Here is a 22,594-nt window from a genome sequence, read left to right as displayed (position 1 = left end):
TTTAGTATTTGGTGTCATCAAGATTATTAAATCAAACCAATCACATTACTGTACAGTAATCCAATTACCATTGCTAACCCAAAACTAAGAAGCGTACCAATTAACACATATTCAGTTAATTTTCGGTCTTTAGCTCTAGAAAGGTCTCCAAATCTAAAAATTGATTTTGCAGCCAGTAAAAAGCCAACGCCTTCCCAAAACCCGAGAATAATAAATAGGAACACGAATACACGTTCTAGCATACCAATATAAGCTCCAGCATCTTCAAGTGAATCTTCTTTGTCGTCTTTGTCTTCAATTTTCCATTTTGAAATTATAGTTTTCATTACAATAGATGCCATTGTTGTGACAGCAATTAAACAAGCTAATAATAGGAGTATTTTGTTGAAATTGTAATCAAGAAGCTTTGAAAAATAAGGCTCATAAATATTAACTACTAATGCAATTACTATAAGGTGTGCTAATTGATCAACAGCAAAAAGCCATCGGTTATTTTTCTTTGTTCTGAGGTGGAGTTTTAAAAGATCAATTAAATAATGACTTATGATAATAATAAGAAAACCAAGCCAATACCTCGTGTCAAATAATAAAACGACCATTAAGGCGACCACATGTACAAGGATATGTAAATACAAGTATTTGGATGTATGCTTGTGTTTGTTTTTGTGTTTGACCCATTTTTCTGGCTGAAACAGGAAATCTCCAATGAGATGTGCCAATATGAGTTTAATAAAAAGGATTAGCATATGGTTTTGATTTGAGATTCATAATAGGAGAGTAGTTTAGATAGTTCATCATAACCTCCACGTTTAAGACCTTCACTAATATTACTTTGCGATTTTTGGAGATGTTTTGCTATTACCTCTTGATTTTGATTTGGATTTTCTAGTGTATATTTTAAAATTTTTGAAGTTGTAGGTTTCCAATAATCCATAACAAGCAAAGCCAATTCTAGCATAAGGTTCATTTGAGTGTCAAAATCTGCTATTGGTGATTTTATAGCTAAAGTTTTTTTCTTTAGATGCTCAAAGCACTGTCCCGAATTCACAAAAGCACTACCATTAGATTCTGTTATTTTATCAGATTCATAACTTTTATCTCCAATACCTATCGCTAGCCTAACATCTACATGTTTAAATTGTTTTAGAGATGATTTAATTAAAAGAGCTGCTTTTAAAGCCTCATTAGGTTTTACTTCTAGTTGAAAACTATCACCTCTATATATTTCCCAATGTTTTGGCTCTTTTCCATATTGGTTAAGTACTTTCTTCAATGCGTTTAACCACACGTTTGGTGAGGTTTCTGTTGAATTGATGATGTCTCCAGTAATGACTGCTACCATGATTCTAAATTAAATAGAATATCAAATATATCACTTTTTTAGCAGATAACACAAAATATCTGCTTTTTTACAGATAAATGCATATATCTGCTTTTTTACAGATAATACCAAATATCTGTTTTTTTAATACATATTAAAAAGCAATTTCAGTGAGCAACAAAAAGAATAGGCATTATGTTTAAATTATTGCATGTTTTAAGCGATTAAAATACCTTTGGCACGTTTCAGAATAAAAAAATAAAAAGGTATGAAGTTTTTAAAAGAATTTAAAGAGTTTGCAGTTAAAGGGAATATGATGGATATGGCAATTGGTATCATCATAGGAGCAGCTTTTAATAAAGTGATTGATGTGATGGTTAAAAAAGTGTTTATGCCACCATTATCATTAATGACAGATGGTTTAGAATTTCAGGATAAAAGATACATACTAAGAGAAGCTGTTTATAATGCAGATGGTGATTCTGAAATTAAAGAAGTTGCTATAGAATATGGGATGTTATTTGAAACCTTCCTAGATTTCTTAATTGTAGGTATGACGGTTTTTATAGTCGTGAAAGCTATGAATAGATTAAAAGATAAGGCGCAAGATCCTAAAAACGAAATAGTAAAAACACCAAAGGATATAGAATTATTATCTCAACTTACTGAGCTAATGGAGGAGCAGAATGCATTATTGAAGGATAAGCGATAATAGGGTTTAGAATTATTATTGCAGTAAGGTAAGAAGGCACAATATCATGAAGAATAGAGATTAAAAACAAACAGATTGTGTCGGTAAGCTCTCAATAATGTGTTATCTAAAAGTGCTCTAATGAGATGTTAGTCTGTTGTCATGATCAGACACTTTTTTCCAAACAAACTCGCTATTAAGTTTAAAGCTTCCAATAAAATCAAAGTTACAATCGGAAGGCGCAATGATAGATAAAAAAGGTTTTTCTTTTTTGTCACGATAAAGATGATAAGTGTCTCCAACGATAGGTTCAAAATTATAGCGTGCGTTATAAACGAGGTTATTGTATTCTAATTCCTCCATCATTTTATCGTAAGCAGCTTTGAGCTCTAGATATTTAGCTTGAATTTGGGTATTAGCTTTAAGGATGTTTCTGTTTTTCCAGGTAGAATTATCGGTCACTTTTATAGCAGGAGCCCCAACATTAGTGGCATACGGTTTTAAAGAAGCATCATAACGTTGTGTGTCTTCATTAAATACAACTTGGTCTGGTTTTTTGTTTTTAGACATAAAAAGTACTTTTATTTTGTAAAGATAGAGCACACAATTTATTCATACAGATTAATAACACTTTAATTTTATTGTGATTTTTGTATTGTAAAATTAAATACATATAATTTAAAACAAGAATCATGGACGCTAATACTATTATGTTACTCTTGACTTTTATATTCTCTGCTATTACTATAGCTTGGGGAATTCATATTGTTAATTCTAAACGATAATAGAATAATATTGATAATGGACTCTTTTAAGTCCTTTATTATAAGTTTGTTGGTGGTATTTAAAATTAAATAAGATTGAATTACTAATTAAGTATAATTTTATTTAACTTAGAATGAATAATTCTAAAATTATGAATTTCATTAAAAAAATAGGTCTCGCTAATTTTTTATTATTAGTATTATGTGTCTTAATAATTGGTGTTGCAGAATATTTATTTCTGAGAGGAGATCAACTACATGCTATATTTATTGGGCTTTGGGCACCCACTTTACTTTTAGTAGTCATCTTTATAAAACAAATTAAAAATGGACGCTAACGATATAATAATCTATTTTTCGGCATTTGTGTCTGGGTGCATAGTAGTATGGGCTATTTGGGTGATACGGCTATATGATAAAGTTGATAAGGGAAATTAAGCAATTATTTATTATCTTTAGTTCCTTTACAATATTCATTTTCAACACCTTAATCTTATGGTTGATACAGCATTAGATTTTATTTCTAAAGTACTTAATACTGGTTTGCAAAACGCTTATCATAGTGATGAACAACAAGTCACTATTGGTCATTTATGCAGTGAAAGCATCACAACACCTTTAGTACTTTCATTACTTTCTATTGAAGAGGAGATTGCTACTCGAAATGTGACCTTTAAAAGAGAAAGTCATCTTACAAGACCAACTACGCTAGACGATCATTTTAATTTGTACTTGGTGTTGGCTCCTACTAAATTTTTAGATTATAAGTCGGGATTAGATTTGTTGTCTACATCCAGACGTTTTATAAAAAATAACCCTGTTTATGATGCGAGTGCACATGCCATGTTTCCTGAAAATATATTACACTTAACACTTGAGATATATAATTTATCTTTAGATACACAAAGTCGAGTATGGCAAAGTTTAGGTGTATCATATGTGCCTAGTATTGTCATTAAAATACGTGTGATTTCAAATCCTGAAGCTGTAATTACGACTCCCGCACCACCAATATCTTAAAAAAATACTGATTTTAGTTTAGCAAATAACTTCCTGTATTACAGACAAGTTTATTCCTCTTTTGCTTTATTAACAATAGCTCTCAAACGCTCTTTGCGTAAATCTGCTTCTTTTTTAAGCTTGTTCTTTTTTTGAGCTATGAGCTTAGAATGTTTGGCTTTGTTATTTCCGTTTTTTTGTCCTTTTGGTTTTGGCATTGGTTTAAATTTTCTTCTAAGATTATTAGAAACTAAGCCGTAGTAAATTTTTGTGTAAGCTGATGATAAGAAATATCACCAAAACTAGACACTACCAAATCAGCCTTACTGTAATCCTGATCCTTACTATGTAAACTATTATAGCCTATGCAAAAAATATTTGCAGCTTTTGCAGCAGCTATTCCGTTGGTAGAATCTTCAATGACGAAGCAATCTTTTAGTGCATTTCCAGATAATTCCGCAGCCTTAATAAAAATTTCAGGATGAGGCTTAGAGGCTTTTAAATCTGCACCACTAATTTTTGCAGTGAAGTATTGGTCCAAATCAAAACGCTTAAAGATACGTTTGATATTTTTCATAGATGCCGAAGACGCTAGAACCAAAGTCATACCATTAGAATGATAATCCTTGATGAGGTCTAAAACACCATCTAATAATTGGAGTGAGGTATCACGTTTAAAAAGAGTTTTGAAATGCTTACGTTTAATATCAGTTAACGTTTGCGCACCCAAGGGTAAATTAAAATGTGAAATGAGTTGTTTGGAAATTTCCATTGTGGATTGACCAGTAAAAGAAGCATATAGTGCGTCTGAAACATCAATGTTAATATCGTTAAACATTTGGTAGTAGGCTTTATGATGTAAAGGCTCAGTGTCCACAACAACACCGTCCATATCAAATAATACAGCTTTAAACATTTATTAGGTTGAATTAATTAGCGTTACGAATATATGTAATTACATATTGATTGTCAATAGGTTTGATGTAGAATTTTAGGTGTTAGGGGATTATTTACATATATGTTCGATAAAGTGTGGTATTTCGTATTATGGATTTTAAATGTAGTCCATTTTATTTAAATATGTATTTCATCGAATATATATGCATTTCGTGGGAAATAACTCTTTTTTGTACTACATTAGCACCACCTAAACTTTATTTCATTAAACCCAAATCTAATGAAACACTTATACTACTTATGCTTCGCTATGTTTTTTTTAATGCCAATTCAAGGCATTTGTTCGTCGTTTGAGGACGAAGATATTACCACAACAGATAATCAAGTGCAAAGAGTTCGTATTGATGTCACAACCTCTATGGGTTTTCAACGTCATTTATTATTAGCATTTACACCTGATGATGCAGCTTCAGATGCTTATGATTATGGTTATGATGCCGTTAATATTGATAATTATGCAAACGACAGTAGCTGGATGATTGGCGAGCAACGATGTGTTATACAAGGTGTTGGTGCATTTCATCATACTAAAGCTTATCCATTAGGATTATTTTTGTCTAATGCTGGTAATGTAGAGTTTAAACTAACAGCACTTGAACATTTTGATGAAGCCATTGAGGTATATATTTATGATTCACTTAATGATGTTTCTACATCAATTTCTAATAGTAGTTTTGTAGAAGCCATGCCAGAAGGTGATAGTACCAATCGTTTCTATATCACATTTACCAATAATATTGGTGCGATGGTGTTTTCAGATAGTACGCTCTCAACTCAGGACAGCAATCTTACAACACCTCAAATTAGTTATATTAGTTCAACAAAAGAGTTACAGATAACCGTACCACAAGGTTTGAGTTTTCAAGAAATTCATCTTTATAATATTCTAGGACAAAAAGTTAAACAATGGTCTAATTTGACTTCTAGTTCGTCTGGAAACTATAATATATCTTTATCTAATATTTCTAAAGGAACTTATTTAGTGAGTCTCAAAACCAAAACTGGTAAATTCAATAAACGATTGATTATATCTAAATAAGAAAAGGCAATAGCGTATTCAATTTGATGCCATTCTTTTTTGTAATTTTAGGGTTACAAATAAGAATACATGTCAAATAAAAAATTAGGCTTAAATACCATTTGTACTCACGTAGGCGAAATCAAAGATGAGCAGTTTAAAGGTGCAATTTCACCAATTTACTTATCTACTTCCTATGAGTTTGATGATGTTGATGTTAAGCGTTATCCACGATATTTTAATACACCAAATCAAGAGTTTTTAGCTAAAAAAATAACTGCACTAGAACATACTGAAGCCGCTTTAATCTTTGGTAGTGGTATGGCAGCAATTAGCCATATGTTTCTTGCTTTTTTACAAAAAGGAGATCATTTAGTCGTTCAAAACACACTTTATGGAGGTACGAGTAATTTTATTCGTGAAGAATTCCATAAATATGGTATTGAATATACATTTACTAATGGTTACGAAGTTTCAGATTTTGAAGCTGCTATTAAACCTAACACGAAGTTAATTCATATCGAGACACCTTCAAATCCATTATTAACCATTACAGATATCAAAGGTGTTGCTAATTTAGCAAAATCAAAAGGTATTGTTACTACAATCGATAATACGTTTGCAAGTCCTGTAAATCAAAACCCAATAGATTTTGGGATTGATATCGTTATGCATTCTGCTACTAAATATTTAGGTGGTCATAGTGATATTCTTGCAGGTACTGTTGCAAGTTCAAAAGAACATATAGAACGCATTTGGAATGTATCTAAAAACTTAGGAGGAAGCTTAAGCGATATGACTGTTTGGATGTTAGAACGTAGTATGAAAACATTGGCGCTTAGAGTAAAAGCACAAAACAAAAATGCTCGTAAATTAGCTAAGTTTTTGGACCAACATGAAGACGTTTCTAAAGTCTATTATCCAGGTTTAAAAAGTCATCCGCAACACCAATTAGCAAAATCACAAATGCACGATTTTGGAGCCATGATGTCCTTTGAACTCTTAGAAAGTATTGATGCAATGACATTCATGAAACAGCTCAATTTAATTAAACCATCCATGAGTTTGGCTGGTGTTGAAAGTACGATGTTGCTACCATCTCAAACGTCTCACGCCTTACTAACGCAAGAGCAACGAGATGCTGTTGGGATTAGTAATCAATTGATACGATTTTCCGTAGGTATAGAAACATTTAGAGATTTAAAAGCCGATATTGCGCAAGCAATTAATAATACTAAAACCACCTCTTTTGCATAAAAATAATAAACATTCTAACGGTTACGATTTTGAACTTTTAGTAAAAAGTACTCCAAAATTAGAGGAATTTGTTTTTACTAACAACTTCGGAAATGTAACTATTGACTTCGCTAATCCGCAAGCAGTAAAATTGTTAAATACAGCCTTATTAAAACAGCATTATGGCATTGATTATTGGGAGTTTCCTGATGCAAATCTAGTACCTCCAATTCCAGGACGCGTTGAGTATATTCATGCCATTCATAACTTGCTCAAAAAATCAGGTGTTAAAGAAAAAATAACAGTATTAGATATAGGAACAGGAGCATCTTGTATTTATCCGCTTTTAGGACATGCAGAATATGGTTGGCATTTTATAGCTTCGGAAATAGATAAACAAGCCATTAAGTCTGCTCAAACAATACTAATTAAAAATAAACTCAGCAAATCCATAGAATTGCGTCATCAAGACAATGAGCAAAACATCCTAACCGGAATTTTAAAACCTTCAGAGAAAGTAAGTGCAGCCATGTGTAATCCACCATTTTATAAAGATGAAGAACACGCTAATGAAAGTACCTTACTTAAACAAAAAGGGTTAGGTAAGCAGAGTAGTAAAGTGGTTCGTAATTTTAGTGGTACAGCTAAAGAGTTGTGGTATCCAGGTGGAGAGAAGGCTTTTGTACATAATTATCTGTATCAAAGTTCACTTCTAAAAACAAACTGTTTTTGGTATACCTGTTTGGTTTCAAGAACACAACATGTGTTAAGTATGGAAACCTCATTAAAAAAATTGGGAGCAACAGATTTTAAGATTTTACAAATCTCTTTAGGTAATAAAATAAGTAGAGTAGTAGCTTGGACGTTTTTAACAGAAAAGGAGCAACTAGAGTGGAACTCTAAAGCATAAATCTGTGTATGGGATTATAGCGTTTTCCTTAGATCTGTATTGAAGTATATGCCAATCTGTAAACGGTCTAAGTTTAAATTATTAATATGTTGTTTCATGAAACCTAATTGTAATTTTATGGTTTTATGAAGCCTAATTCCTAAGGCTGCATAAGTTCTGTTTTCTCTGAAAACATCCTCAGTGAAATTTACAAAGATTTCATTGCTTGCTGTGATGTACAATGTTTCGTTTAATTTTATTTTTGTGCCCAATCGGTAGCGTAATCGGTTTTGTATAGTATTATCATTCATAGTATGTAAAAAACGCTGTTCTACACGAAGTCTATGATTTATAGGAAGATTCCCCAAATTATGTTTGTTGCTAACTTGTTCGTATAACCGATGTTCAATCGTGTTACTTATTTCGGTATAAGCAATACTACGATCAATATCCAAATAGCTATAATTAATTGTTAGTGCTGTTTTTGGGTTTATATGATAGCTTATTCCAGCTCCAAATAAATCGAGATTGTAATTAGTAATAAGTTCATAATATCTTAATTCTATACCTGTATTTATACTTATTTTGTCTGACACGCGATGTGTTCCATAGATCATGTACCAACTTCCTAGTTCTTTTTCAGGATTTACTTGTGAATGACCCAATACAATAGCAGTACAAAACACTAAGAGTGTAAAATAGTACTTCATTTAAAATTTTTTAAACTTGGGAAATAATAGATAAAAATGAGGTTAACAGTTTATTATTCATTAACCTTTTAGTTTAAATTTTGCTAACCTCATTTTTTTCTCAATAATTAAACGTGATCATTTAAATGATGATGCTCATCAATTAATGGTCCACCTTCAATGATTTGAGTTGATGCCTGACTTGCAAATTTTTCAAAATTTAAATGAAACGAATGCGCCAATTGTATAGATTTACTAATATATGCACCTTTATCCACCCAAGTATTCATTGGATCTAATAATTCAGTTGGAACACCATCACATTCTTTAGGCATAAATAATCCAAAAATGGGATGTTGAATAAATTCCGCTTTATCGAGCTTTCCTTCTAAAATAGCTGTAATCATTGCTCTGGTGTATTTCAGTTTAATACGAGAACCAACACCATAAGGTCCACCACTCCAACCTGTGTTTATTAGCCATACATTAACACCTGCATCTTGCATTTTTTTGCTCAACATTTCAGCATATACTGTTGGATGTAATGGCATAAACGGTTCTCCAAAACAAGCAGAAAACGATGGTACAGGTTCTGTAATTCCAGCTTCTGTTCCAGCTACTTTTGCTGTGTATCCAGAAATAAAGTGGTAAGCAGCTTGACCAGGAGTTAATTTAGAGACTGGAGGTAATACGCCAAATGCATCACATGTTAAGAAAAAGATATTAGTAGGATTTACAGCATATGATGGTTTCTGGATATTATCAATATGATAAATAGGGTAGCTAACACGTGTGTTTTGTGTAATACTACTATCCATATAATCGACTTCTCCATTGTCTTTAAAAACGACATTTTCTAAAATAGCACCTGGTTTAATTGCTCTATAAATGTCTGGTTCTTTTTCTTCGGAAAGATCTATTGCTTTTGCATAACAGCCACCTTCAAAATTGAAAATAGTGTTATCGTCTGTCCAACCATGTTCATCATCACCAATAAGTTTACGATCTGGATCTGCTGATAAGGTTGTTTTTCCAGTTCCTGATAGTCCGAAGAAAATAGCAGTATCTCCTTCTTTTCCTACATTTGCAGAACAGTGCATTGGAAGCACATCTTTTTCAACAGGTAAGATGAAGTTTAGAGATGAAAAAATGCCTTTTTTGATTTCTCCTGTATATGCAGAGCCACCAATAAGAGCTATTTTTTTAGAGAAATTTAAAACTGAGAAGTTGCCTTGTCGTAAGCCATGTTTTTTAGGATCTTTTGCTTCAAAACCAGGAGCACATAGTACAAGCCATTCTTCTTGAAAGTTTTCAAGTTCTTTAGTGTCTGGTCTTAAGAACATATTGTAAACAAACATGTTAGACCAAGGATATTCGGTCACTGTTCTTACGTTTGTTTTATATCTTGGATCTGCACAAACATATGCATCACGAACATAAATCTCTTTACCGCTGAGGTAATTTTCTATTTCAGATTGTAAATAATCGAAATTTTCTTGAGATATCGCTTTATTAGTTTTTCCCCACCATACCTTATCTGCTGTATAATCATCTTTTACTATAAAACGGTCTTGAGGCGATCTACCTGTATATTTTCCTGTGTTTACGGCAAGTGTTCCATTATTTGTTTCTTTTCCCATGCCTTTTTCAAGGGTAATACGTTGAAGTTCTTCTGGAGAAAGATTCCAATGCGCTGTCACGTTGTTGAGGTTGTAGACGCTCAAATCGGAATTTGTTGGAGTTACTGTTTGTTGTTTCATAATATATGTAATTTAAAAGGTTAACAATTTAAAATGGCCAAATTAGTGGCACTAGTAATGCTGTGGTTGCTAGAAATAATAGTAATAATGGAAATCCAACTTTAAAATAATCGGAAAACTTATAACCTCCTGCAACTAAAACCATGGCATTGGTTGTTGTGCCAATTGGTGTTAAAAATGCTGTAGAAGCACTTATTGCAACGGTAATCATTAATGGTTCTGGTCTTATTTGTAATGCATTTGCTGCCAAAACAACAATTGGTGCCATGAGGACTGCTGTTGCCGAATTATTAATGAATTGACTAAAAGTTGTCGTCAATAGAAAAATACCTATGATCAAGTATATTGGACTAGCATCACCTAAAAAACTAATGATTCCATTTGCAATACTTTGGGCAGTCCCTGTTTTTTGGAGTGCAATTCCCATAGGTATCATTGCAGCAATCATAATTACACTCATCCAACTGATACCTTTATAAGCTTTATGTATTGGAACGCATCCAGTTAGCAAAACAACACCTGCTGATATTAATGCAGCAATAGCACCAGGAACGATATCAATAACTAATAAAACAATCATCAATATCAAAGCAGATAATGCGATATAAGATTTTGGAGTGATGTTGTCTATTGTTTTAGCCATACCTTCTGGACTACCGCAAATCACAATATTCTCATGTTGGTTTTTGAGCTGTTCTATGTCTTGCCATTGCCCTCTAATAATAAAACCGTCACCAGCTTCGACACGCATAGTTTCTTCAATAAATGGTTTTCTATGTCTAGAGGTTGCTAGTAATTGAATCCCATAGCGATTAAAATATTGGTTGAGTTTAATGTTTTTGCCTACTAGTGATGAGTTTTGTGTGACTAAAACTTCAGACATGCCAACCTCTTGATTGATTAAGTTATTTCTCAGTTCATCTTTTACAGGCTCTGCTGGTAATAAGCCTAATCGAAATTTGATCATGAGTTTGTTTATAGCTTCTGTATCACCTTTAACTGTTATAATATCGTGATAGCGCATTTCAGTTTCAGGACTAGGAAATTCTATAAATTGATATGTACCTTTCAAAAGATTAGGATGTCTTCGTTTTAAGCGTATAATATTAACTTGATAATCATTTTCAAAGTTCCATTCACTAATTTTTGTGTTGAGTAAAGGAGAGACAGAACGTATTCTTAATCTGTAATAATCATTTTCAATTTTATAGGCCTCAATCCATTTGTGAAGTGTTGTATTAATATCTACTGGTTTATTATTTGTTTTACGATTTGGTAATAATTTAAATCCAATAAACTTGAAATAGAGAATAGCAATGATTAATAAAGGGATACCAATTAATGAAAACTCAAAAAATGAAAACCCATCGTAACCAGAATCAATAAGTGTATTATTTACGATAATATTTGGAGGCGTGCCAGTTAAGGTTAATAAACCACCTGTATTAGAGCCAAATGCCATTGGCATTAATATTTTTGAAGGCATGGTACCAATACTCCAAGCCGATGATACTGTAACAGGTAATAAGGTAGCAACTGTACCTGTATTACTAACAAAACCAGAAAGAATTCCTGCTCCAAAAGTGACAATAACCAATAACTTGGGGACACTTTTTCCTGCCCATTCAATGAGTTTTTTACCAGCTAAAGCTGTCCATCCTGTTTGTGAGAGTCCTTCACCAATGATAAATAATGAAGCAATCATAATTACTGTAGGGTTGCTAAAGCCACTCAAGGTTTCACTAAGATCTAATATTCCAAATAAAAATAAACTTAACATAGATACTAAGGCTACAATATCTGGTGTGAACTTTCCCCAAACGAAAAATAGAATTGTTAGCGTTAATATGATAAGCATGAGTGTCATGTAGTGATTTTTGGTGGTTAATTTATTGGATAAAGTTATGTACAACAACAAGCAATAAATATGACATATATCATGGTATTGGTATGCTCGTTACTTTTGTCATATTATCTATATTTGCTATATATTTATGCATATAACATTTACGAAAACGAGTGAGAAATATTGAGTTATAAATATTAGCTTTGTTTTATTAATTAATAGCAACTTAACTTCGTTGAGTGTTTTGGTGTAGAAGCTTTTTTTTAATTAAAAGGCGTCAAATATTACTTTCGACAATAAAAAATTAAAGATGAAATTAGACATACTCGCATTTGGTGCACATCCAGATGATATAGAATTAGGATGTGGAGGCACAGTAGCAAAAGAGGTTGCGAATGGTAAAAAAGTAGGCCTTGTTGATTTAACAGGTGGTGAGTTAGGGACTCGAGGTACAGAACAAACAAGAAGTCAAGAAGCTAATGATGCTGCAAAAATATTAGGGGTAGAAGTAAGGGAGAATCTAGGTTTTGCAGATGGTTTTTTTGTCAATGATAAAGAACACCAATTAGAAATCATTAAAATGATTCGTAAATACAAACCAGAGATTGTATTGTGTAATGCTATTGAAGATCGACATATAGATCATGGGAAAGGAAGCAAATTAGTGAGTGATGCATGTTTTTTAAGCGGACTTCTGAAAATTGAAACGACGTTAGATGGTAAAGTACAAGATAAATGGAGACCAAAACACGTGTACCATTATATCCAATGGAAACATATAGAACCAGACTTTGTAGTAGATATTTCAGAATATATAGATTCTAAAACAGCTTCTGTTTTTGCTTATAAAACGCAGTTCTATGATCCTAAGAGTACTGAGCCTCAAACACCTATAACGAGTAAAAATTTTACAGATAGTATTAAATATAGAGCTAGCGATTTAGGTCGATTAATAGGAGTAGATTATGCCGAAGGTTTTACAGTAGAACGTTATGTTGCTGTAGATAGCTTATTTGATTTAAAATAGAAATAACATTTTCTTTTGATTTAATTTTAACTAATAAAATTAAAAAAAAGTCTTTGTAGTAACTATGAAATATTTTACATTTGCACACGCATTGAAAAATGCGCACAATTGGTGGCTCAACTACAGCGGTTAGAGTTTCCTTTTATAAAGTTTTTTTAAACTTATAATAAATCTAAATGGTGGTTGTAGCTCAGCTGGTTAGAGCGTCGGTTTGTGGTACCGAAAGTCGCCGGTTCGAACCCGGTCTTCCACCCAGAAAGCAAAAGTCTTCAATGAAAATTGAGGACTTTTTTTGTATGACAAATTTAACTAGTAAGAAATAGGGTGAGAAGTTTATACAGAGCGAAGTCGAAGTAAACCCAGTCTTCCACCCAGAATAACAAAGCTTCTCAGTCCCATAACTATTGGGAGAGGAGTTTTTTTTATTCAACTATTGTTCTAATTCTTTGTTAATTTGAGAAATAATATCCTTAAGGCTTTCCTGGTTTATTACAAATGTTCTCCAATAATAAAAATTCTTTGATTGAAAATAAATATTAAGATCAGCAATTAAATACTCATCCGTTAAATCACTAATGTTTTTATATGGCTTATAAGCTATTACATGAGCATATTTATAATTTAAATTAGATGATTCCTGCCTCAAGATTTCAAATAGATTTTCATTGGTAGGTGCATTAAAAGTATAAAACCTTTGAATATTTGAATATAAGGTGTCATTTATTATAAGGTCAGAATTGCCATCAGCAATCATTGCATCGTAGGCACTTTTGCTTGATCGAAAGGGCATATCATATCCAAATAACTCCGAATAAGATACTTTGCTAATAGTGTCAAAGCCTTTAAAGGAAGTTATTTCTTTTCGAGGATTAAATGAAGGTAAAACCTTTTTAAAGTACATAATCTCTCTTCCCCAATATGGTTTTAATTCTTCGATTAACTCTAAATCTTTAAACATATCCGAACGAATTTCTTTCAAAATAGTGGTAGCTTTCATTTTACCCTTTTGAATTTCATTCCAATTATTAATCTGCAATGCAATCAAAATTCCAATTACTACTAGTACAATTTCTCCAACAGCATATTTAAAATACTGTCCTGTTTTACCTCTTAAAAGTAAATCTTGTCTTATTTTTCTAAAGAATTTTATCATTGGTCAGTTATTTCTATAAAGTTAGGATAATTATTTAATTCCGTTCGAGTGAGAAATAATGAAGCACAACGTGTTATGCAACAACATGCAGCATAAAAAAATAATTTATTAGGACTAGATCTTGGAATACGTGTATGGTTTGTTGCGTTGGCAAGACTAAGTTATTAAACAAAAACGACCCAGAGAAAATTTCGTAGGAATTTTCTAAATAAGCAACGACCAAATTCATTAATTATACACGGTGTTGTGCTTACGTTATTTCATTTTCTTATTTATTTTTTCTATTAATTCTTCAGCATTTTTCTTGTAATTTCTTAGATGCCCTAAGTAAGTTTTGATGTATAAAACATAATAGGAATTAACCCTATTCATATAATCGTCTGAAGTTAGTAGATAGTTTATTAATTCATCATTTTTTACGAAATTAATATAATCTTTGAACCAAGTTTTATTATTCTTAAAGTAGTAAAAATTATCGAAATAATCTCTAACTACTTCATCAAGAGCGACGCTAATTACAGTACTAGAATTAGTGTAAAAATCACTAATCTCTATAGAAAGACTATCTTGATGTGAATTGAAAACAGCGCTATTTTCTTCTAATAGTTTTACGCCACGAGTGTTCAATGTTATATCTGGGAACCCAAGTGTAATAAAACTGCAGTGCTTACAATTGTGATAATCTTCTATGGTCATATCATTATTAATAATTTTTTTAAGAATACTATCTCTTGTTACATTTCTGGTTAATACCAAATCAATATTTTCAATATCAGTTGCAAGGTCTGTTTTTATGACAGAATAAACGCTATTCTTGGTGTCTTGAAGTTTTCTCGATTCATTCCAATTATTAATTTGCAACGCAATCAAAATTCCGATTACTACAAGCACTATTTCGCCAATTGCATAGAGCATATATTTACTGAACTTATTTTCAGTGAACATTTTTTGTCTAATTTTTCTAAAGAATTTTATCATTGGTCAGTTATTTCTCTAAAGTTAGGATAATTATTTAATTCCGTTCGCGTGAGAAATAATGAAGCACAACATGTTATGCAACAACATGCAGCATAAAAAAATAATTTATCAGGATTAGATCTTGGAATACGTGTATGGTTTGTTGCGTTGGCAAGACTAAGTTATTAAACAAAAACGACCCATTAGGGGAATTTGTAGGATTTTCCGAGTACAAACATACCAAGCAATTAATTATACACGTTGTTGCCAGTAGTTTTTTATTTCATTCGTTCAATTAAAATTGGGTAGAACTCATCAAAGGTAACATACTTATGTCTGTTCAGTTCATATTCTTTTAAAATTTCAACAATATTTTCGACTAATTCAAATCCAACTGATTTTTCAAAATTCAGCAATTTTTCTGCTTTTTCATTTCCGAATTTTTGCCTAGTTATTTGAATAGTCGTAGCTCTTAAAAGAAGTTCATTAAAGATATATTTCCATTCACTATATCCTTGATTTGTTCCATTTTTTTCGAGTTCTTTAGTGAAATATTTAGAACTCAAAGATTCAACGTGATTTTCGTATTTTACCATTAATGGGTTAACAAATGAGTGCCCGAATTCGTGTAAAATCAAATCAGTTTCTATAAAATCTTTATCAAAATAAGGAACAAAATCAATTTCTCCATTGGGACCTAGTAAAGCATATACTTCTTTTTCTCCATTTTCATTAATTATTTCTGAATTAAAACCTCCAGCGTGAAGAAGTGGTGAAAGAATAAGGTTGTAAGAATTCAACTTTTTTCCATAATACTCCTCTAAGTATGAAGGTAATTCATCAATTGTCGTAGAATTTTGAACTTGAGAAATAATTTTCGCATTTAAAGGTTTGACAGCCTTTAAATATTTTTGAAAAAGAGTGTCTTGATTAAATTTAATTAGTTCATCCTTAAATTCCTCTAATAAAAATTGTTTATTTTCGGATACGGTTGAATAATCATCTGCTTTATTTTTTGTTTTATTAAATTCTGGAAAATTTGAATATTGCAATATCCATTCTACAGTTCGATAATAGGAAAAATTGTATTTAGTTGATAAGCTATCAAAAAGCTGAACAGCCTTATGATTTTTTAATATGTTTAATTTGTTTTTTAAAGTGTTCTTGTATAAGTTTTCATGATTATTTATGAGAAAATAATCATTAAAGAATGCTACAGAATAAAGAGTTTCAATTCTTTCATCAATTGTAATTTTTAATTTAGATTGTTGTCCTATACTTTTTAATGAAAATAAAAGTAATATTAGTAAAGTAGTTTTTTTCATTAATTGTGTTTTTAATAAGGATAAGTTTTTCTTGTAATTGTTACAGTTTACAAATTACTGGCAACACATAAATATAATCAATTTGTAATAGTATTTAAAAGCCTCTCAAAACTAAACAAATCCCTTTTTCTATAGTCTCACCTTTCACTCTCATTTTCCAAATCTTCCTGCGGATTTTTAAGAAAAGGATACACAAATTGTTTTCCGTAACCTTTAGGGTAATGTACATCGCCTAAACCTGTGCTTTTTGGCCATGCTTTGCCTTCATCATAATAAGTGCCAAAAATCATATCGATAAACGGAAAATGAATCGCAAAGTTTTTATCATATGCTTTTGGATCATCTGAGTGATGCCAATGATGAAATTGAGGTGTCACAAACACATACTTTAAGAATCCAAAGTTAATTCTTGTATTGGCATGCGCTAAAACTGCTTGAATTGACACAATAACAATGTATGTGAAAAATACAGAACTACTAAAACCACACACATAAATTGGTATAAAAGACATTGCTCTTACAACAACCAAATCAAAAAAATGTGTACGAGAGCCAGCCAGCCAGTCTAGATTTTTTGTAGAATGGTGTACTGCGTGAAAACGCCATAAATACGGAATTTTATGAAAAAAGTAATGCGCAGTATATTGAAACAAATCTGATACTAACAACGCTACAAATAATTGTGGTAAAAACGGAATGGATTGAATCGTGTTTTGAAACCCGTCTAATCCAATGTTTGCAAACATCGTTGTGGCTGGATATTGAACAATAACTCCAATGATTTGAATGAATAAATGACTAACTATAAAATAGACTAAGTCTGTGCGCCACTCTTCATGAAATTTGGTTTGGTCAAGGCGTTTTGGTAGAAACAATTCTATAGGTATAAATACAATGGCAGAAACTAACACATCAATTAATAACCAATCTAGGCCAATAGTAAACGTTTTATCTTGAATTCCCGAACCTTCTGGTAATGCAGTGCCTATTAAAATGGTTGTTGCAATAATTAGTGTAGAGGTAAAGCCATACCGTTTTTTCTTACTTATAATGAAACTTGTAAATGCAAAAATAAATGACAGAATCAAAACGCCTAAAATAGACCACTTTACAATTTGCGGATTATAAATTTCTCTAAAATCTTTGGTTGTAAACGTATCTGGGAAATAAGCACAAATGACAAATCCTAAAGATACAATGGCTAAAAATATAGATAAATAACCACTTATTTTACCTTCACCTATTTTGAGTCTTGGAGATTGGTTTGTCATATAGTTTAGATTTAATTAAAAAAATAAAGGTTCAAGATATTAAAAATTGTCTTGAACCTTTACTATTAATGTTTGCGTTAGTGATAGTAGCGACATCCTTTTATTTTGTTCACTGAGCGAAGTCGGAGTGATTAAAATAAAAGATATAGCGTATAGCACGACCCTTTTGGGTAACGCCCAAATATTACTTAGTTTCTGCCTTATCTGCGATAATTCTCGCGTCACGATTTGCAACTTCCCATGCGGTATAAAATACCAAACGAGTTCTGTTTTCTAATAGATCATATTCGATTTTATCTGGAGTATCAGTGTGTTTATGATAATCATCATGCGTACCATTGAAATAGAAAATCACAGGAATATTGTTCTTTGCGAAGTTATAATGATCACTTCTGTAATAAAAACGGTTTGGATCATTTTCATCATTAAAGGTGTAATCTAAAACGATGTTGGTGTATTTATTGTTCATCTCTTCGGAAATGTTATGCAACTCAGTACTCAACTTATCACTACCAATGAGGTAAACATAATTTCTGTCGCCTTCACGTTTTGGATCTGTACGACCAATCATGTCAATATTTAAATCGGCAACCGTATTTTCTAATGGAAAAATTGGATCATTATCGGTATAATGTCTCGATCCTAAAAGTCCTTTTTCTTCTCCTGTAACGTGTAAGAAAAGGATAGAGCGTTTTGGGCCATCGCCTTTATCTGCAGCAGCTTTGAATGCTTGTGCAATTTCTAAAATAGCAACTGTTCCTGATCCGTCATCATCTGCTCCATTATAAACCTTACCTTCTTTAATACCTTCGTGATCTAAATGCGCAGAGATTACAACGATTTCATCTGGCTTTTCTGTTCCCTTTAAGAATGCGACTACGTTTTCTGAACTTACTTTTTCAGATTGACTTATAATCTCACCTGTAATATTTGATGTGATTGTCTTTTTAGCGTCAGATTCTAGTAGTGCTGGATGGATCGCAGTTGCTATTTTTTCATTAGCCATCATGAATAACATAGCTGGCTTATTACTTTTTAATGAGATTCTGCCAGCAGTTCCTGAAGCAGCCATTCTTTGATAATAGGGACCATATTGTTTAATCATGTCTTCATTTACAAAGATTGCAGCTTTGGCACCATTATCTTGTGCTGCATTTCTTTTTGATGAAAGTGACGATCTACCAGAACTCCATTTTGTTTCTTCGGTAGTTCCAGAAGTGATGTAATTACCTTGAGCATCTTTAGGTTCACCAGCTTTAAATATCACAGTTTTTCCTTTTACATCTTGGTCTCTATAATCTGAATAGTTTTCTGTATCAATTCCGTAACCCACATAAACGACTTCATTAATGTCTATTTGTTGTGTGTCTGCACTACCTAGAACAAGGAAATCTGTGTAGTTTTCTAGTGCTGATCCATTGACAGACAGTTCAACTTCTGGAGTTTTTTGTTTTTCTAATGGTACATCTTGAAAATAATCATCACCAGGAAGTGGTGAAGGAATCCCCATTTTTACATATTGATCCTTTAAATATTCTACAGCTTTCTTTTGACCAGGTTCTCCAGTTTCACGTCCTTCAAAATCATCTGAAGCGTAGATGTAGAGCATGTCTTTTAATTCGGCAGATGTAATGGTACTACCATAGACTGTTGGATCTGCAGGTGCTTTATTTACTGTTTTTTGGTTAGAGCTACCACAGCCTACTATAAGTAAGGCAGTAGCAAAAAGACGTAATGCTGTTTTCATTAGTTATATGTTACATAAGTTAGTTACACGATATTACAAAAAATCTACTTGTATTTTAGTCAAGTTAGTATGTCTTTAAGCAAATTTTAACAACTTGTTAAAAGTCTTGGTCTACAATAATTCTTTTTTCAGAATTTGCCAAATACCAAGCCGTTGCAAAAATCAGTTTTGTGCGTTTCTCTAGTAAGGCGTAGTTAATTTTTTCTGGAGTATCTGTAGGTTCATGATAATCTTCATGTTCTCCATTAAAATAGAAAATTACTGGGACTCCTTTTTGAGCAAAATTATAATGGTCTGATCTGTAATAATAACGGTTAGGGTCATTATCACTATTGAGTTTGTAATCTAATTCTAGATGTGTGAACTCTGAGTTTGCAGCTTCTGAGATATAATGTAATTGCGTACTCAAACGATCTGCACCAATTAAATAAATATAATCTGGATTGTTTTCATGAGCGTCATCAACACGACCAATCATATCAATATTAAGATTTACGACAGTGTTATGCATAGAAAACACTGGGTGTTGTGTGTAAAATCTAGATCCTGTAAGGTTAACTTCTTCTCCTGTAAGGTGTAAAAAAACCACACTTCGTTTAGGTCTATGACCTTCTAGAGCCGCTTTTTTAAATGCTTGAGCCATTTCCATAACAGCTGCTGTGCCTGAACCATTGTCGTCTGCACCATTAAAGATTTCGGTATCTGTAAACCCTTCATGGTCTGAATGTGCAGATATGATGATAACTTCCTCCGGAAATTCGCTACCTTCAATATAGGCAATCACATTTTGAGAATTTTTTATGCCATCGGAAAAGTAAGACTCCGGAACATGTTGATAATATTTTGAGCCTAAAGGTGAAGGAATTTCTTCTTTGATATAATAATCCTTAATGAATTTTGTAGCTCTATGATGTCCTGGTTCTCCAGCTCTGCGTCCTTGAAAATCATCTGAAGAGAACGTGTAAACGTGCTCTTTGAGTTCTTCTTTAGAAATCGTATTCAGATAGGTGTTAATAGTTTTTGAATCTTCAAAAACAATACTCTCTTTAAGCAGATCAATTTTTTCAGAATGTCGTAATGTAGCACATGAGCCAACTAAAGTGAGGGATAAAGCAATGAGGTGAAATTTCATTAAGGAATGGAATAATTGGCTGATTTTGATTCAAATAAAACAAAAAAAAAGGTAAAACCGAAGTGTTACCTTAAAATATTTATTCTATCTCCAATTCATCAATTTCTAAATCTTCAAGTTCTTGTATTGATTCTTCTTCTAGTTGTTCTTCTTTTTGCTCCATTTGCTCTGTGTTTCCAACTTCAGATTCGGTGTACACCGTTTTATAAGTTGTAAGTACTAGTGCTATAATTGTCATTAAAAAAACTAACTGAATCGGTTTCTTATATTGCTGTTTGTCTTTAGAAACGAATAAGGTAAGTAGTCCAAACAATAATGCAGCAATCGCTGGTATAAATGCAATTTTAAATAATGGTGTTACAGCTAATATAAGTGCTAAAATTGCAGCGATAAATCCTAAAATTAAAAATAACTTCTTCATATAATTAGTATTTTAAACCTGTTGCTGATTTGATTTTTAATTCTCCACTACCAACAGCAATTTTAAATTTAGCATAAACAGGAATTTTATTTTCATCTGCTGTAAGCCATATTACATTATCGTTACTGCCTTTTAGGACATTACTATTATTTAGTGAAATGGCTAATTTGTAGCATTCTTTTCTGCCTAGTGCTGTATTTAAAGTTTCTTTACCTAATAATTTTATTCTTACAACGGTTTCTTTATTATCAAAAAGTACAGTGAAATTTTGGCTATCACCAACATTGGCTTTATGAATGTCTAAGTTTCTAATATGATAAAGTGTAGTAACTAAATCACGAGTTGAACCTCCTATTTTGACAGATTTTTTAACTTCCCAAATAGAACCATCAGCTCTTGGTTTACGCATTATACTAGAAACAGTTTTAGTTTTATGACTAAATGTGTACTTCATGAATTTTTCATAGCCACCTTCATTAATATCTCTATTATATAAATACGGTGTTAATGTTTTTGGACTTACATAGCTTTCATATAAATCTCTAATTTTAAAAAAATTGTCCCATTTACTATAAGTTGTAGCAGTACATTTTAATTTTAATAAAGTAGATTTTGAAGTTTTCACTTCGCTAGTTTCCATGGTTACTTGAGCTAAATCATTAAGCAAACCAGACATGTTGTAAGATGCTGTATAAGTTAGCTTTTCTCCTGCAACAATTGTGTTATTTTGAGCATTAGAAATATATGAACTACATAAGATTAGTAAGGGTAGAATGAATTTCATTTAGATAGGTTTAATGTTATAACGGTTACATTACCATTTATTGTGCCAAATGTAGTACGATTAATTTAAATGAGAAAACGGAAGTATAGTTGAAGTTTTTCTATTTTTTTTAGTTTAGGATTATTCGCTTTGCTCGTGATCCCAGAAGGGTAATCCTGAACAAGCATGGAAACCGCAAGCCACTTCGTGTGTTTGGTTTTTATTTTTATAAAGATTTAGGATTATTCGCTTTGCTCGTGATCCCAGATGGGTAATCCTGAGCAAGCTTGGAAACCGCAACCCACTTCGTGTGTTTGGTTTTTATTTTTATAAAGATTTAGGATTATTCGCTTTGCTCGTGATCCCATAAGGGTAATCCTGAGCAAGCATGGAAACCGCAAGCCACTTCGTGTGTTTGGTTTTTTGTTTTCATAAAGTTTTTTGATTACTCGCTTTGCTCGTGATCCCATAAGGGTAATTCTGAGCAAACATAGAAACCACAACCCACTTCGTGTGTTTGGTTTTTTGTTTTCATAAAGTTTTTTGATTACTCGCTTTGCTCGTGATCCCAGACGGGTAATCCTGAGCAAACATAGAAACCGCAACCCACTTCGTGTGTTTGGTTTTT

General features: G+C 32.1%; 23 protein-coding genes and 1 tRNA gene. 8 read left to right on the top strand and 16 right to left on the bottom strand.

What is annotated here, in order from left to right; translation table 11 throughout:
• Positions 1-26: 26 nt before the first annotated feature.
• Positions 27-746 carry a DUF3307 domain-containing protein gene (locus WNY78_RS14650; RefSeq protein ID WP_342873963.1) on the bottom strand — a complete coding sequence of 240 codons (720 nt, stop codon included), beginning with the start codon at positions 744-746 and terminating at the stop codon, positions 27-29.
• Positions 740-1,342: a SatD family protein gene (locus WNY78_RS14645; protein ID WP_342873962.1), complete on the bottom strand. Its 603-nt coding sequence runs from the start codon at positions 1,340-1,342 to the stop codon at positions 740-742. The genes WNY78_RS14650 and WNY78_RS14645 overlap by 7 nt, the downstream gene beginning before the upstream one ends.
• A gap of 247 nt (positions 1,343-1,589) precedes the next feature.
• On the opposite strand from WNY78_RS14645, the gene mscL reads away from it, so the two are divergent.
• On the top strand, positions 1,590-2,033 hold the full coding sequence (gene mscL, locus WNY78_RS14640; protein ID WP_342873961.1) for a large conductance mechanosensitive channel protein MscL: 444 nt from the start codon (positions 1,590-1,592) through the stop codon (positions 2,031-2,033).
• Positions 2,034-2,150: 117 nt separating this feature from the next.
• On the opposite strand, the gene WNY78_RS14635 is transcribed toward mscL, so the two are convergent.
• Entirely contained in the window at positions 2,151-2,582 is a 432-nt protein-coding gene (locus WNY78_RS14635; protein WP_342873960.1) for a DUF2452 domain-containing protein, read from the bottom strand.
• A 346-nt stretch (positions 2,583-2,928) separates the two neighbouring features.
• Between WNY78_RS14635 and WNY78_RS14630 the strand changes: the two genes are divergently transcribed.
• Both WNY78_RS14630 and WNY78_RS14625 read left to right on the top strand, forming a co-directional pair.
• Entirely contained in the window at positions 2,929-3,114 is a 186-nt protein-coding gene (locus WNY78_RS14630; protein WP_342873959.1) for a hypothetical protein, read from the top strand.
• Between the two features lie 157 nt (positions 3,115-3,271).
• On the top strand, positions 3,272-3,796 hold the full coding sequence (locus WNY78_RS14625) for a Pvc16 family protein (RefSeq protein ID WP_342873958.1): 525 nt from the start codon (positions 3,272-3,274) through the stop codon (positions 3,794-3,796).
• 50 nt (positions 3,797-3,846) lie between these two features.
• Here WNY78_RS14625 and WNY78_RS14620 read toward each other — a convergent pair whose 3' ends face one another.
• On the bottom strand, positions 3,847-3,993 hold the full coding sequence (locus WNY78_RS14620; RefSeq protein ID WP_342873957.1) for a hypothetical protein: 147 nt from the start codon (positions 3,991-3,993) through the stop codon (positions 3,847-3,849).
• Between the two features lie 32 nt (positions 3,994-4,025).
• Positions 4,026-4,691: an HAD family phosphatase gene (locus WNY78_RS14615; RefSeq protein WP_342873956.1), complete on the bottom strand. Its 666-nt coding sequence runs from the start codon at positions 4,689-4,691 to the stop codon at positions 4,026-4,028.
• 261 nt (positions 4,692-4,952) lie between these two features.
• Here WNY78_RS14615 and WNY78_RS14610 point away from each other — a divergent pair, with 261 nt between their 5' ends.
• From WNY78_RS14610 to rlmF, 3 genes are all read left to right on the top strand, one after another.
• On the top strand, positions 4,953-5,771 hold the full coding sequence (locus WNY78_RS14610) for a T9SS type A sorting domain-containing protein (protein WP_342873955.1): 819 nt from the start codon (positions 4,953-4,955) through the stop codon (positions 5,769-5,771).
• 69 nt (positions 5,772-5,840) lie between these two features.
• Positions 5,841-7,007: a PLP-dependent aspartate aminotransferase family protein gene (locus WNY78_RS14605; protein ID WP_342873954.1), complete on the top strand. Its 1,167-nt coding sequence runs from the start codon at positions 5,841-5,843 to the stop codon at positions 7,005-7,007.
• Positions 7,000-7,896, top strand: a complete 897-nt coding sequence (gene rlmF, locus WNY78_RS14600) for a 23S rRNA (adenine(1618)-N(6))-methyltransferase RlmF (RefSeq protein WP_342873953.1) — start codon at positions 7,000-7,002, stop codon at positions 7,894-7,896. Before WNY78_RS14605 ends, rlmF begins: the two co-directional genes overlap by 8 nt.
• A 14-nt stretch (positions 7,897-7,910) precedes the next feature.
• Here rlmF and WNY78_RS14595 read toward each other — a convergent pair whose 3' ends face one another.
• From WNY78_RS14595 to WNY78_RS14585, 3 genes are all read right to left on the bottom strand, one after another.
• Positions 7,911-8,585, bottom strand: coding sequence for a DUF2490 domain-containing protein (locus WNY78_RS14595; protein ID WP_342873952.1), 675 nt, complete (start codon positions 8,583-8,585; stop codon positions 7,911-7,913).
• Between the two features lie 107 nt (positions 8,586-8,692).
• Positions 8,693-10,324 (bottom strand): phosphoenolpyruvate carboxykinase (ATP), encoded by a 1,632-nt coding sequence (gene pckA / locus WNY78_RS14590; RefSeq protein ID WP_342873951.1) that lies wholly within the window; start codon positions 10,322-10,324, stop codon positions 8,693-8,695.
• Between the two features lie 28 nt (positions 10,325-10,352).
• Complete coding sequence (locus tag WNY78_RS14585; protein ID WP_342873950.1) at positions 10,353-12,191, bottom strand: SLC13 family permease; 1,839 nt, start codon at positions 12,189-12,191, stop codon at positions 10,353-10,355.
• Between the two features lie 289 nt (positions 12,192-12,480).
• Here WNY78_RS14585 and bshB1 point away from each other — a divergent pair, with 289 nt between their 5' ends.
• Positions 12,481-13,197, top strand: coding sequence for a bacillithiol biosynthesis deacetylase BshB1 (gene bshB1, locus WNY78_RS14580; RefSeq protein ID WP_342873949.1), 717 nt, complete (start codon positions 12,481-12,483; stop codon positions 13,195-13,197).
• 178 nt (positions 13,198-13,375) lie between these two features.
• Positions 13,376-13,451, top strand: a tRNA-His gene (locus WNY78_RS14575).
• A gap of 176 nt (positions 13,452-13,627) precedes the next feature.
• Here WNY78_RS14575 and WNY78_RS14570 read toward each other — a convergent pair.
• From WNY78_RS14570 to WNY78_RS14535, 8 genes are all read right to left on the bottom strand, one after another.
• Complete coding sequence (locus tag WNY78_RS14570) at positions 13,628-14,350, bottom strand: DUF6090 family protein (protein WP_342873948.1); 723 nt, start codon at positions 14,348-14,350, stop codon at positions 13,628-13,630.
• 255 nt (positions 14,351-14,605) lie between these two features.
• Positions 14,606-15,328 carry a DUF6090 family protein gene (locus WNY78_RS14565; protein ID WP_342873947.1) on the bottom strand — a complete coding sequence of 241 codons (723 nt, stop codon included), beginning with the start codon at positions 15,326-15,328 and terminating at the stop codon, positions 14,606-14,608.
• A 257-nt stretch (positions 15,329-15,585) separates the two neighbouring features.
• Positions 15,586-16,632 carry a DUF4932 domain-containing protein gene (locus WNY78_RS14560; protein ID WP_342873946.1) on the bottom strand — a complete coding sequence of 349 codons (1,047 nt, stop codon included), beginning with the start codon at positions 16,630-16,632 and terminating at the stop codon, positions 15,586-15,588.
• A gap of 137 nt (positions 16,633-16,769) precedes the next feature.
• The gene (locus WNY78_RS14555) at positions 16,770-17,903 is read right to left on the bottom strand and encodes a sterol desaturase family protein (RefSeq protein WP_342873945.1); all 1,134 of its coding nucleotides are present in this window, start codon (positions 17,901-17,903) and stop codon (positions 16,770-16,772) included.
• A gap of 184 nt (positions 17,904-18,087) precedes the next feature.
• Positions 18,088-19,650 carry a M28 family peptidase gene (locus WNY78_RS14550; protein ID WP_342873944.1) on the bottom strand — a complete coding sequence of 521 codons (1,563 nt, stop codon included), beginning with the start codon at positions 19,648-19,650 and terminating at the stop codon, positions 18,088-18,090.
• Positions 19,651-19,747: 97 nt separating this feature from the next.
• Complete coding sequence (locus tag WNY78_RS14545) at positions 19,748-20,782, bottom strand: M28 family metallopeptidase (RefSeq protein WP_342873943.1); 1,035 nt, start codon at positions 20,780-20,782, stop codon at positions 19,748-19,750.
• Between the two features lie 79 nt (positions 20,783-20,861).
• Entirely contained in the window at positions 20,862-21,203 is a 342-nt protein-coding gene (locus WNY78_RS14540; RefSeq protein WP_342873942.1) for an FUSC family protein, read from the bottom strand.
• Between the two features lie 4 nt (positions 21,204-21,207).
• Positions 21,208-21,987, bottom strand: a complete 780-nt coding sequence (locus WNY78_RS14535; RefSeq protein WP_342873941.1) for a DUF3108 domain-containing protein — start codon at positions 21,985-21,987, stop codon at positions 21,208-21,210.
• Positions 21,988-22,594 lie beyond the last annotated feature (607 nt).

Origin of the sequence: Psychroserpens sp. AS72, from assembly GCF_038900375.1 — a bacterium.
Taxonomy (GTDB): domain Bacteria; phylum Bacteroidota; class Bacteroidia; order Flavobacteriales; family Flavobacteriaceae; genus Psychroserpens.
This window is presented reverse-complemented; position numbering and strand designations above follow the sequence as displayed.